This window comes from Parabacteroides sp. AF17-3, from assembly GCF_003635445.1.
Taxonomy (GTDB): Bacteria; Bacteroidota; Bacteroidia; order Bacteroidales; family Tannerellaceae; genus Parabacteroides; species Parabacteroides goldsteinii.
The window spans coordinates 372643-387134 of the sequence record NZ_QTMM01000001.1 but is presented as its reverse complement, the minus strand read 5'-3'; the positions used below and the strand labels follow the sequence as shown (position 1 = coordinate 387134).

The following is a 14492-nucleotide window of genomic DNA, read 5'->3' as shown; positions in this document are numbered from 1 at the left end:
GAATAAGACGTTAGTATGAATAAATGGAAAAATCGGCAATGACAGGAAGATCCAATGATTCTCCGATTTGTAATCTGAGAGCAGAAACCTCTACGGGGTCTATCTCCTCGATCCGTTTATGTCCGATACAACTTCCCGTAGCCAAAGTTTTCCATTTTCCGTTCACTTTTCCTTCCACCTTATAGCTACGGACACGTTCACCTTGGCGAATGTCTTCTGCAATGACAATGGCATTGATCTTTGTCGTTGCAGGCAATTTCAACTGTAAACGCTTCCCTTCTCCTTGGGTTGTAGCTATCGGGTTCCCAAAACGACGTTGTATTTCTTCACCAAACTCTTTCAGGCGAGCCACATCCACATCCGGAAGCAATCCTCTGTCATCCGGCGTTACTCCTAAAATCAATGTCGAATTACGGCCCACCGAACCATGATACATTTTCATCAGATGCTCCAACGGAAAGACATGTGCATCGTCTCCCGGCTCCCAGAACCACTCATGACGGCCGTTATAACCTCTCAACGGGGCATCCGACATGGCAGGCATATAGTATTTACCCTCCGGATCACCTGTTTTCAACAACTTAAAATTATCCTTGAAGATTATATCCTGGCTTTTGGAATGGGAATAAGGAAATGGAAATGTTCCCCAGCAAGGATAAGAAACCGTTCCCGACTCGGAACCTCCCCAGCGGATATCGGCACGTTGGCTATTGTGATAGAAGATTATATTCTTTTGGTATTTCTCTACAATCGGAAGGATATCTGCTCCTCCCAACTCCGGACCATGACCTCCACCATCATACCAAACGATAACCAAGTCACCATAACGGGACATCAACTCTTCCGTCATACCTTCACACATTTTATTATAGAAGGCCTGTCGGTTTTCCTGAAATTTAGTACCGTCTTTAGGCATCATGAAATCATGTACTCCCAGAAAAGAATTCCAACGGATACCGATATAGATACCCGGCCGAACGCCATATTTCCGGCAAGAATTGACGAAATCACGAACAATATCCCCCTTGCCGTCTTTCCACTTTAAAGCTTTCATGCAATACGGGTTCACATCCGACTGGTAAAGGGCAAAACCGGTTTCATGGGTTGCCGTAAGAATAGCTATTCCGGCCCCCATTGCTTTTACCGAACGAATCCACTGATCCGTATCCAACTGTTCCGGATTGAAGATATTTATATCAGGAATCGGGGTGATACGGTTATAAGCCTGGTTATATTTGACTCCGTCGAACACATGCAAGTCGTAAGAAACAAGAACCGCTAATTCTGCGTCTTGCCAATCCAATTGGGCTTGGGTCGGCAATGGAAGCATTCTTTCTTTCACTTGCCCGTTTACAGACAAAACCAAGAACAACAACAAGAACAATAATTCAATTTTCTTCATATACTATTTATCTGTTTTTTATTTCATCTATATCTTTCATAATTAAGGCATCCCCAAAGACTTATTGGCCGACTTCGACAAGGGGATAGAGGCATTCACTGATTGCAGGTATTCACGCAACTCTTTCCGCAAAACCTCCGCTTTCGCCGGTTCCTTTTCTATCAAATCGGTCGTTTCACCTATATCCTCTTTCAAGTTAAATAACTCCGCCCGTTGGTCGGCATAATGCCAGATCAGTTTCCAATCCCCTTTACGGATGACACTGTACGGATCGTTTATGTCATAAATATGCGGATAATGCCAGAAGAAAGACCGGTTCTTGTCCATAGACTTCTTCCCTTTCAATAAAGGAGAGAAATCACGACCGTCTACCGTTTCCATATTTTCTGCAAATTCCGTTGCCGAAGCCAAAGATAAAATAGTGGGATAAATATCTTCTATGATAACCGGAACGTCACAAACCGACCCCGCCTTCGTCATTCCCGGCACCTTTACCAACATCGGCACACGGATACCGCCTTCGTAAGGCGTTATCTTATGTCCCCTGAGCGGGGGATATTTTTTAGCTTGGCGCGGTTGCCCGTTGTCCGACATAAATATGATTATCGTATTGTCTTCAATCCCCAAACGACGGACATGTTGCATCAGGTCACCCAAAGACTTATCCATGCTTTCCAACATAGAGGCATAAATAGCTTCGAAATCCGTCAGACCCATCTGCTTGTATTTATCCAGAAAACGGCTGTCTTCTTCCCACGGGGCATGAATAGCATAGTGGGACATATAAAGATAAAACGGCTTTTTCTCATCTACCGCCTTTTCCATCTCACGGGTAGCCTCCAAAGTCAATGCTTCAGTGAGATTAATATCTTTGCCATGATACTTTTCCAATCCCGGAACATCCCATTCAGCACCTCCTTTTCGAAAAGCGGCACTGAAATTACGTGTCCCATGATAACTACCCGGACCTCCGGCTGCATGCCCTGCTATATTGACATCGAATCCCAGGTTCAACGGTTCTTCGCCCGGTGTCCCGATAGCCCCCCAATGGGCTTTCCCGACATGTATCGTTTTATAACCTGCCTTTTTTAAGACGGAAGGCAGTGTTTCACGCACATATAAAGCATGTTTAACGCCGGGTTCCATGGACATGCCGTTTACGTTCCATTCCGAAACGGCCACCTCTTCATTCTTTGTATGCCGGTCGGGAGATTTATCCTTAAACAATGTCCAGTTCGTCACTTTATGCCGGGCAGCATTCTGCCCGGTCATCAAACTTATGCGGCTAGGTGAAGACAGAGGACAAGCATACGCTTGGGTAAACTTTACTCCCTGCAACTCCAGACGCTCCATATTGGGCGTATTGTAATGGTTGTTCAACCAAGTTCTTTCCGTATGGAAGGCGACAGAGGTCTCCTGCCATCCCATATCATCTACCAGAAAGAAGATGATATTAGGCTTCTCCTGAGCCATCAAAGGGGAAACTCCCATCATCGAAAACATCAATCTTGTGCAAATTTTCTTCATATTTTATCTTGTTTATCTTTTATACATCAGATCTATACCTACCGGATAATGATCCGACAAATAATCCGTATCTTCTTCATTATAAATAAACGCATCTGTCACCTCTTTGGCAATCAAAGGCGTTGCAAGTATAAAATCTAACCGTTCACCTACTCGTTTTCGGACTTCTTGATGTCGAGACAAATACATCAATATAGCAGTTGGAAATGTTGTTCGCTTATCTTCGGGAACATAACGTCGGCAAACATCAATGAATGGCAATGACAAAAGTCTTGAAATAACAGAATAATCAAAATTTCCATCCAATAAATTATGACTTTGTTTTCCTCCGTATTTCATTAACAACTCAATAGCATTCGCTTCCATATAATCTGCATCAAATGGAGAATGTGCATTCATATCTCCCATCAAAAAGCATTTATCTAATGCCTTTTCTTTTATATATTGAACAATAAACCCAGCTTCTGCACGACGTTTATCTGTATCTCCCGGATTCAAATGAGTAACCAAAATATCATATCCATAAGTTTCCACATGCAATAAACCATGTCCACAGTTTTCTAGCAATTTTGCTTTAAGATTTATCGGTTTTTTTGAAGTAATCCCGACCGGATAACCATCCTCCTTCAATATAACAGCATAAGGGTGTCCCCATTGTTGTGCCATTACCAATAAACTTTCTTGAGTAAAGCCACACAATTCCTGTAATGCTAATATCTCAGGATCTTGTTTTCTGATCCATTCCACAAAACGGTTCTGACGGTCTTTGTCTTTTTTCCAATCAAAACCATTAAACACATTGTATGAAATAATCCTTATTTTTTCATACCCTTGTTCCCAATGCCGCTCATAAGTCCGTTGAATTTCATTTTGAGCTTTTAGTGATATTCCCAAAAAGATATTTAAAAAAAAGATACAAATGATATTTTTCATAAACATAATTATTTCAATTTCAACACATGTACAATTGTATGATCATCTCCATTCATGTTGAAGCCGGAAGGGACATACAACCAGGCAGGTTCTCCATTTTCCATTAACGCCTGCGGGCGTTCAAATTTAGGCATTTTTCCATAAATACCTTTCGCATTTTTCAATCGGTCTTTCCCTACATAATATTCGAACGGATAAAAACCGGCTTCTTTTCTGTCAAAAGTAATGCCGTCATCCGAACTCCACAAGATACCTCCTCCTTCATTCAGTATACCATGGTTGTCGGTAGTCAGTAAACAGATCTTGTCTTTCCAGATAAAGGCATATCCGTCTTCTATGGCTAAATTGTTACGGGTGACAGGTTCGGGATACATCACATAGGGACCTTCGATATGTTCAGCAAAAGCGACCCCCATTTTAGCTTTATTCGATTTGAAGTAAAGCAAGTATCCCCCTTTGGGGTGTACCAGCAGGGCGGGATTGACAACACCGTTACCGGCATTATTAGTCCAATGATCCGGGTTAGAAGAGGGAGAAAGGATACAACCATCTTTTCCAACCTTCTTCCACGGACCGTTCAAGTTATCAGCTATCAACATGCCTATCTTTTGATTTTTAGGATGAGGCGGTTGTTTGTAATTATCGTTAGAAATGTAGAGTAAAGCATATTTGTCTCCCACTTTATGGATGGCCGGGTTATGTATGCCGCATTTATCCCAAGTTTTTTTCCCTGTCCCGGTAAGCACGACATTCAAAAAGCGAAAAGGACCTTCCGGTTTATCGGCTATGTAATGAGCTATTTCGCTATGCGAACGCCACCCGGGATCGAACTTGTGCTCTATTTTCCAACGGGTAGCAAACAGATGTATCTTACCGTCTTCACCTTTAATGGGCGATGAGCCCCATACGTGGTAACCGGGTTCGTCAATGGCTATCCCTCGAAACTCCCATCGGTCAGCCAAAACCTTCTGTTTCTCTTTTGGCTCCGTTAATTTAAAGAATACGATAAATGCATCATTTCCTTTCTTGACACCGAAACTAAGCAACGTCGGTACTCCGTTTTCCACATACACAAAAGGACGTTCCATCCGGTCCACTTTCATGACTGTACCATCTTTCAACGGGACTTCTTTTTTACAGACCTCGTAATGTTTAGCTTTTTGCCAGTTGACACCGTCTTCAGAAGTTATCAATCCGATAAAATTACCTCCATGCGCATGAAAAATGGCATAATAGCGTTTCCTGTTTTTGTCGTACCACATGGATACATCTTCGGTGGGTATATCGGCAAAAGCCGGTTTATCTTCCAATCGGAATGGACCGGTAGGACTATCGGAAGTTCCTATCGCCTGTATTAAACGAGGTTTACTGGATTTTACATCGTCACCTTTAATAATCAGGTAATACTTACTATCTTCTCCCCGACATATTGCGGGATTGACCGTTACGGTTCCGATAGGACCGTGAGGTTCTATCATAGGTTTGTCCATTCTTTCCCAAGGCCCTTCCAGCGATTGTGCCATAGCGACACCAGTCCGTTGATTAGAACGCAACAAAGGCCAGTATTTGTGTGAATATCCTGTTTTAGCAGCTTCGACCAGATCGTTTTCCGACAACTTTTCTTTACCGGTATTGGTGGAAGTATAATACATATAATAATTATCGTCGAATTTCTTTACTTTTACATTATGGGCCGTGACGCTATCCCAATATCCTTTTCGGGCTTTCAGGACGGTTTTGCCCATTCTGTAAGGTCCCTCCGGTTTGGAAGCTGTAGCATGTGCTATTTCAGAGTGTGTCAACCAAGAGTAAAAACCGATGGATTTAGGCCATCGTGAATAGAACAGATGGTAAGTTCCGTCATCGTCTTTGATGATAGAATTACACCAGTTATAGTACGTGGAATCATGCACGAACAACGCTGGGTCGGCAGGTTGTATCATGGCCGACAGGTTGAGGTCGTCGGTTGATTGGGCAAAAGCCGAGATGTTTAGCATAGAAGCTAAAATAGTTAATATCAGATATTTTCTTTTCATGGTAGAGATGAATTTGTTTTTATTGTTTTAAAGGAACTATCACTATATAAGCATCGTTATCTTTTTTTACGGCAAGCGATAAAGCTATAGGCTTGTTATTTTCGTTGAAAACAAAAGGACGTTCCATCCTATCGGGAAGGATATCCGGATTTCCTCCGGTTTGGGCGATACGTTTGTTCATGACTGTAAAATCGATGGCCTTTTGCCAATTTACTCCATTGATTGATGTCATCATTCCTATATAAGTGTGCGCATGAAAAATGGCATAAAAACGTGCAGAAAACTGGTCGTACCACATAGACACATCTTCGGTATCCCAATCTTGGATAACAGGTTCTGGCTGTATCTTAAAATCACGGTCCGGATAATCAGAGACAGCAACAGCCTGGTTACGTTCAAATTTAGTAGAACCAGGCTTATCTCCTTTGATAATAAGATAATAACGCTTATCAGGGCCTTGAGTGATAGCCGGATTTACAACTAACGTTTCGATGGGACCGTTTGGTTCCAACAATGGTTCTTTGTTTATGATCCATTTTCCATTTAAAGAAGAAGCTGAAGCGACGAATGTACGTTGATTGACACGTAAAGGTTTCCAATTCGGATGAGAGTATCCTGTCCGGGCTGTTTCTGTCATTTCTTTGTCTGTTACATCACGTTCCATTTTTGTACTACAAAAATAGAGATAATATTTCCCATTAAAATATTTAATTTTAGGGTTGTGGGCGGTTATCATATCTCCGGCTTTGTATTGCTTTTTATCCAGATCGATAACCGTATTCACATATTTGTAAGGTCCTTCCGGGCGGTCGGCTATCGCATGGGCTACTTTAGAATGTGTCAACCAAGCATTAAATGTTTTCGAACGTTCCCAACGAGAATAAAACAGATGATACTTTCCATCGTCCCCTTTTATAATAGAACTGCACCAGTTATAATAATCAGGATCGCGGAAGATGTTATCTTCGCTGACAGGAGTTGTTTTGTCAGATAGCGTTACTTCTGCTTTAACCGTTTCATCTGGCCAAAGAGCTTCTCGTCCGGTTTCTTTAAAATAAGGCCGTTGTGCATTCACTTCGCGTAAATAAGTACCTAACTCTTTGGATAACGTTTCAACCAATTCAGGTTCTTGTCCGGCCAAATTATATTTTTCACCGATATCTTTCCTAATATTGAACAGCTCTTTCCGAGCATCTTCATAATAATAAATCAGTTTCCAGTCGCCTTTACGTATGGTACAAGTAGCCCCGATACCTGGTCCTGTTGGTCCCCAATTATTTGGAAAATTCCAATAAAGCGATCTACCTATACTAGGGTTAGGCCCTTTTCTTGTGAGCAAAGGAACAAAACTTCTTCCGTCTATCGTTTGCGGGACATCGGGAGTTTTAAGTTGTGCCATTTCCAACAAAGTAGGATAAAAGTCTTCTATGATCAGATAATCGTCGCAACATGTCCCAGGTTTGACAACTCCCGGCCATGAAACAATCATCGGTTCACGGATACCCCCCTCATAGGCCGAACCTTTGCCACTGTTGAGCGGGCGATTATGGGTATGTAATTTCCCTCCCAAGGCGTTAGTCGCACTCAATCCTCCGTTGTCTGACATAAAAAGAATGATGGTATTTTCGTCCAAATTATTCTTTTCCAAATAATCCATCAAATCACCTAAACTTTTATCCATACCTTCCACCAATGCTGCGTAGGCAGCTTCTTTTTCATCAAGACCCAGATCTAAGTATTTCTGGTAGAAACGTTTATCTTTTGCAACCGGAACATGCACTGCATAGTGTGACATGTACAGGAAAAATGGTTTTTCCTGTTCCCGTTTATCCAACTGATCGATAGCTTCACGCGTAAGAGCTTCTGTCAAGAAAACATCGGTTCCATGATATTTTTCAAGGCCGGGAACTCCCCACACGCTTTTCTTGCCATCAACCAGTTTGTTCCCATAATTTTCTTCAGCGAGATAAGAACCGGGACCTCCGCAGGCATGTCCGGCGATATTCACATCAAATCCGATGGCAAGCGGATTCTCCGCAGGTGTACCGATGGCCCCGAAATGAGCTTTTCCGCAATGAATGGTATAGTATCCACCATCTTTTAATGCTTGTGCAAGTGATAAAGCATAACAAGTTCTTTCTGTTTCTTTAACTGGAGAAAGACCATTTACATTCCAATCCGGATAACCCAACAAATGATGTTTACTGTCTACCTCCTGATTCTTATAAAGTGTCCAATTAGTTACTCTATGTCGGGCAGCATTCATACCTGTGAATAAACTCACCCGCGAAGGGGAACTTACACTGCAAGCATAAGCCGAGGTAAACTTCATTCCTTGTTTAGCCAGCCGTTCCATATTAGGAGTATGGTAACGGCGGTTCAATTCGGTTTGTTCTTTCCAAAAAGGCAGCGAAGTATCTTGCCATCCCATGTCATCTACTAAAAAAAGGACGATATTGGGTTGTTTTTGTTGTGCTTCCATGCTTATACTTCCGGCAAGGAGAAGGGAAGTGGTTATAAAGGAACATTTGTTCATAATAAAACGATGTTTAATTGAATGTTTGATGTGTATTTTGTAACGAACCTCGTTACAGCCCTATAACGAGGTTCGTTAAGGAGCGGTAACTCGATTAATTAAGGGGAAGTAATCAATCGAGTTACTGCACTATAACCAATCGAGTTACTCAATAACTATTTTCCAATCATGTTTCGAACCGTCTGCAGAAGAGATACGATAAGTAAACTCTTTGGCTGACAGATCTGTTACGATACCAGCTTTAGGTGTACCGTTGATAGGTTCGACTAAAGTTCCTTTGTGATAAATGCGGAATCCAGCATATTTCAAATCTTCACCAGCTTTTAACTTCACCTTCGCCACGAAATCAACAGAATCAATAACGGCCGTTCCATTGGAAATCGTGATATTGCGGACTCCAGTGACAGCCAACGGGGTTTCGTTCTGATAATATTCCTGCAATTTAACCTCATCGTCTGTTTCCAACTTTATTATTTCTACATTATCAATGTAAGCATGGTCACCCCATTGGCTCATATCCATTTCAATACGCGGTTCGCAAGAGAAAAGGAATGTAGAACATGTAATGATACAAGCAAATAATATCTTTTTCATACTGTTATCTTTATTAGTTATCAATACCATCCCGGGTTCTGTTCAAGCGTAACCCCGGCTTTTTCTTCATATAATAAAATTTCACTTCTCGGGATAGAACTCAGATAGTCCCTGTCCGGATCGATGTAATACCCTCTTCCGCTATTCGCTTTAAAATCTGCGTTTTTGTAGAGAGGGTTAATCCATCCGTCAATTGCATCGAAGTTTTTTCCTTGAGCAAGGAGAACTTCTTCCGGTTTTTTCCAGTCAAAACCGTCGGCTAATACTTTTTCTGCATCATTCCAGTAATCAAGATATTCCTGAGCGTGCGCTCCAACAGGTTTCCATCCGTTGAATACATCGTCAAACATGGCCCAACGTTTGATATCTGCCAACCGGAACCCTTCCAACATAAGTTCTACACGGCGTTCACGGCGGATTTCATTGACAATATTGGGTGCTCCGGTGTCATATCCTTCCTGCTTCTTGTATGCTATATTCCAACTGTTTATTTCCGACAGGTTCATGCCCGGCATGCCGACTCTGGCACGGATATAGTTAACCGATTTATTGAGATCCTCCTGTGTGATTGTCCCCAAGATGGCTTTTGCTTCTGCAAAATTGAGTAATCCCTCTTCGTAACGTATGATCAGGTCGTCCACCTCCCCGTTATCAAATTCGGCAGCATCGAAAGAGACCCCTTTCCATATCCGGTATCCTGAGTAACATGGATTACGTTGTTGATTTTGAATCAAACCCGGATATCTTGTTTTGTACGCATTGGGAATAGTCGGCAAATAATCGTAAAATCGTCCTTTTTGGGGTGTCCAAATTGTTTGAGCTAGACGTGGATCTTTATTTTCGGCCAAACTATTCATCAATTTGGGATCGAAAATGACACTGGATATTTCTGCCGGTTTCCCGTCTCTCATTAAATAGGAATCAACTGCACTTTTAGTAAGACTTCCCATACCTTCTGCATAAGAACGGCACCATGTCTGTATGACTGCCAAAGAGCGTGAATAGCATTTGTACAAAAAAGCTCCGGGAATATTGGAATAATCCATTTGATTGAAGTATTCAAAATACTCATTTCCTTCGCTACCCTTGTATAGATTGCCTCCATGTTTTTGTATCAACATTTCGCCGGCTTCTACTGCTTTTTTTAAAAAAGTTGTCCCATCTTGGCCACTTACTTGAAACTTCGTTCCTTTCCGTCCATGATAATATTCCCACGAACCTTCGTAAAGAGCAACACGGGTTTGCAAAACCAATGCAGCTTCTTTGTTTATACGACCGGCCTTCGCTTTGCCTTCGCCTTTCCACTGTAGATACATAACGGCAGAATCCAAATCTGCAATTATACGTTCCGCAACAAATTGGCGACTATCACGTGGCTTATATAACTCTTCACTTTCGGTATTTAATACTTTATCTATATAAGGTACCCCACCAAATGTTTGTAACAAATCGAAATATTTGGCAGCCCTGCAATAAAAGCCTTCTCCAAGAAAATGCTTACCTACAGCAGACATGTTGCCAACCTTGTGTGCGTTTGCTAAAAAGTAATTGGCTTTGCGGATATAATCATAAGAGTTATTCCAAGTATCATTCTTTTCACTAGCCACTCCCGATGTCGAATGCTTCATTAGGGCATCCGCCGGACTACCGCCAACAACATCGTCATTTGCATTATTCAAGCTGTTCCAACGATAAGCATTTTGTTTCCGAATAATATTCTCATTATACAAACCGTTCATATAATATTCAAGGTCTGTTTCGCTAGTGAAAAATGATTGGTCGCTCATGGCATCTTGCGGATAACGATCCAGAAAGTCCGAACATCCGGTCAGACTACAGAGTCCTATTAGACCTGCAATATAATATTTTACTGTTTTCATATTCTTTCGTTTTATGTTATTAAATACCGACTTTAACTCCTATAGAATAAGTTCTCTGGATAGGATATCCGTTACCGCTCTGACGAATCATTTGCGGATCCAGATCCAGCCAGGATTTATTGTAGATAAAGCCTAAATTCTCAACACTTAAATTGAATGACAGACGGCTGATCTTCAATTTACTGATCAATGATGCCGGAACCGTATATCCCAGACTGATATTTTTGACTCTTAAATGGGCCAAATCTATCATATATTGATTATTCGCACTTGCAAAGTTTTTACCCCCTGTATATGAACGAGGGAAGAAAGCCCCTGTTGAATATTCGGACCAATAGCCTAAATCGACATGCTGCTGGAACATTCTTCTGGAAGAATGATCGCCCGTCGCTCCAAATGTATTGAAGTTATTAATATATCTGACCTCTTTTCCGACCCCGTCCAAAAACATGGAAAAAGAGAAGTTATTCCAATCAACTCCGAGATTGATAGCATATTTCATGCGAGGATAGGTATATCCTAATTCTTTCAGATCGCCCATGGAATACCAGGTCTCTCCTGTTCCGGTATTAATACGTCCGTCTCCGTTCAAATCCTGGAAAAGCAGGTCTCCGGTATAATACCAACCATTACCGGGTAATACATTGCCCTGTAACTGGTTTTTATCTGTTGCAATTCCGGCAGATTGGTAACCATACAATTTTCCGAAGACTTGTCCGGGAGTCCATGAATTTCTCGAACCTGTTACATTATCCGGATAACTTACAACATAACCTATATAATCAGATAAAATAAACCGCACGTTATAATTCAAGGGAGAACCGGCCAATACACAAGCTTGGTCTCTCCATGACAATGACATTTCCCACCCCCTTGTTTCAGATACGGCATTATTAGTTTGCGGAGGATTGGTTCCCAAAACTTCCGGCAAAGTACTAGCCGGTCCTAATTGGTCGTAAACAGTGCGCTGATACCAATAATATTCACCTCTCAGTCTATTATCTAAAGCGGCAGCTTCCACTCCAAACCCTAATGTTTGTGGTTTTGCCCATGTTATCTGGTTAGCAATAATTCCAGGCATAGAAACATATTTGGGAGCATTGCCATCAAGCACCATTCCACCAACAGTACCTGTCCCCATAGTCGGAATGTATAAATAATTACCCCCGGCTTGATCTCCCAGTTTTCCGAAAGAACCAGTTACTTTCAACGTTGATATTTGCTCGATTGGCCAAAAAGCTTCACGAGCAATATTCCAACCGGCAGAAACGGAAGGGAAGAAAGCCCAACGGGTATCAGCAGGATATTTGGAAGCTGCGTCATAACGTCCGTTTACATCCAACAAATAGCGGCTGTCATAATTATAACTTAGCCTGAAGAATGTACCCATAGTAGACCAATGATTTTTTTCATCTGTCAGCTTCATGTTATCTCCCCACGAAACATTAAAAGATGGTATATTCTGTGTATATAAACCGGTGAGAGTACCTATCATATTATGATTTTGCTTGTATTCTGTTTGTAAACCCACCAATACGCTAAAATCATGTTTTCCGAACGCTTTATGATAGTCGGCAGTCAAGTCCATGGTGTAGTAATTGCTTCTGAATGATTTTTTCCACAATTTGTCTACCGTAGAAGAACGTGCTGAACGAACTTTATCTCCATTTGGTTCATCAACATAAACAACCAGTGTGGAACGGTCATCCAAAGCACTTTGTATATTCCATGAAAAATCACCTTTTACCGTCAGTCCTTCAACTGGTGTTAATTTCAATCCCCCAGATAACCAAAAATCATCTATCGTTTTATCCATACGTCCTTGCGCTCCTGTTAAAGCAGGCATAGCAGAGAGACGATGCCATGACCCATCTGGATTTTTAATTGGTATATTGGGGAAATAAGCTAAGCTATTTAAGAAATTACTATCAGAATTGGAAGAACTATCGGCTCCTCTATAGTTCGGACGAACCGTTTCCTGACGGACATAACGAGTATTCATATTAAACGACAACCAGTCTGCTATTTCAGTGTCAACCTTCAATATAGCTGAATATTTTTTGTATTTATCTATATCCGAATTATAAATACCTTGCTTGTAGTTATACCCTAGACCAGCATAATAAGAGGATTTGGTTGTTCCACCTGAAACACTTAAATCGTGCGTCGTACTATGAGCTACATCACGAAAAGCATAATCGTAATAATCCGTATTAGCATAAGCATCCCAATGTTCGCCCCACCAGCCGTTAGGTTGAATCTCATTATACGTAGCCAGTTTACCATCGATGTAATCCTGCATTTTCTGAATTACATTTTCCGAATAGGGACCTTCCTGTAAACTATTCCTAAACGAACGATTATGAATGTTTGCAAAATCGACAGAGGATGCAGATTTAGGTAACATAGACGGTTGGCTTATCTGATATGTACCGGAATATTGTATAGAGGCTTTTTTGCCTTTTTCCCCTGTTTTAGTAGTGATAAGAACAACACCGTAAGGAGCTCGTGAACCGTAGATGGCAGAAGCTGCCGCATCTTTTAATACGGAAATAGTTTCTATATCGTTGGGATTCACAAAATCCATGTCTTGTTCTACTCCGTCAACCAATACCAATGGTGAACCACTTTCAGTTTTAAGATTTTTACCATCAACCGTCATCCCCGTAAAACCTCGAATATTTAAAGACGAACTTGCATCGGGAGCACCTGATGTAGTAGAAATGTTCAAGTTAGGAACAACACCTTCTAGCATTTCCGCAGTTGTTCTTACTGGACGGTTTTCCAGGACTTTGTTGTTTACAGTCTCTACGGCAGCTGTCAAGTTTACTTTCTTCTGAGTACCGTAAGCGACCACCACAACTTCATCCAGAGCCTGAGTATCTTCTTTCATAACGATCCTTAAAACAGAATCTTTCCCCGTCTGTAATTCTATTGGATTATACCCGATATAAGAAACAAGAAGAATTGCATTATTTGAAACTTCCAAACTGAACTTCCCTTCGACATCCGTTATCGTCCCATTCGTAGTTCCTTTTTCAACCACGTTGGCACCGATAACCGGTTCGCCATTCTGGTCCAAAACAGTTCCCGTTACTTTCTTTCCGGTTTGTTGTTCTACCATATTTTCCGGGGCAACAGCACCTTTCACTAAAGTGATATTCTTACCTACCACCTTATAAGATACACCTGTACCTTCAAAAACTCTGTTAAGAACTTCTGATACCGATTCATTATTCACATCAACTGAAACTCTTCTATTTACATCGACTTCATTCTTGTCATACACAAACAAATAATCGGTCTGTCTCTCTATCTCGCGCATCACTTTCTGGATGGAAAAACCATTCGCCTGTATGGATACTTTCGCATTTTGCGAATCGGCTTCAACCGCAAAAAGCGTATAAATACAAGTAAATAAGGCAACAACTGTGATCCTCATAATTCGAAATATATGTTTAAATTTAAGTATAGATTGCCTGTACAAAATATAATTCATAATTTTGTAATTAATAATTAGTTAGTACTTCGATAAATATCCCAATTCGGGGTTCTGACCCACAACCGGTAAGCGTTGCCGCGCT

The 14492-nt window shown here is 41.3% G+C and carries 7 protein-coding genes and 1 pseudogene; all 8 read right to left on the bottom strand.

Annotation, left to right across the window (positions count from 1 at the left end):
* Nucleotides 1-10: 10 nt before the first annotated feature.
* The 8 genes and pseudogenes from DWW91_RS01235 to DWW91_RS01200 all read right to left on the bottom strand — a co-directional run bounded on the left by DWW91_RS01235 (nt 11) and on the right by DWW91_RS01200 (nt 14350).
* Complete coding sequence (locus DWW91_RS01235; protein WP_122326706.1) at nt 11-1402, bottom strand: alpha-L-fucosidase; 1392 nt, start codon at nt 1400-1402, stop codon at nt 11-13.
* A 42-nt stretch (nt 1403-1444) separates the two neighbouring features.
* Nucleotides 1445-2929: a sulfatase gene (locus DWW91_RS01230; RefSeq protein ID WP_122326705.1), complete on the bottom strand. Its 1485-nt coding sequence runs from the start codon at nt 2927-2929 to the stop codon at nt 1445-1447.
* A gap of 12 nt (nt 2930-2941) precedes the next feature.
* Entirely contained in the window at nt 2942-3862 is a 921-nt protein-coding gene (locus tag DWW91_RS01225) for an endonuclease/exonuclease/phosphatase family protein (RefSeq protein WP_158579654.1), read from the bottom strand.
* A gap of 8 nt (nt 3863-3870) precedes the next feature.
* Nucleotides 3871-5898 carry a glycoside hydrolase family protein gene (locus DWW91_RS01220; RefSeq protein ID WP_122326703.1) on the bottom strand — a complete coding sequence of 676 codons (2028 nt, stop codon included), beginning with the start codon at nt 5896-5898 and terminating at the stop codon, nt 3871-3873.
* A gap of 1015 nt (nt 5899-6913) precedes the next feature.
* Nucleotides 6914-8434, bottom strand: a pseudogene (locus DWW91_RS01215) (sulfatase); the annotation flags it as partial.
* A gap of 144 nt (nt 8435-8578) precedes the next feature.
* Nucleotides 8579-9028: a hypothetical protein gene (locus DWW91_RS01210; protein ID WP_128134118.1), complete on the bottom strand. Its 450-nt coding sequence runs from the start codon at nt 9026-9028 to the stop codon at nt 8579-8581.
* A 20-nt stretch (nt 9029-9048) separates the two neighbouring features.
* Entirely contained in the window at nt 9049-10908 is a 1860-nt protein-coding gene (locus DWW91_RS01205; protein ID WP_122326701.1) for a RagB/SusD family nutrient uptake outer membrane protein, read from the bottom strand.
* Between the two features lie 19 nt (nt 10909-10927).
* Nucleotides 10928-14350: a TonB-dependent receptor gene (locus DWW91_RS01200; protein ID WP_158599424.1), complete on the bottom strand. Its 3423-nt coding sequence runs from the start codon at nt 14348-14350 to the stop codon at nt 10928-10930.
* Between the last annotated feature and the right edge of the window lie 142 nt (nt 14351-14492).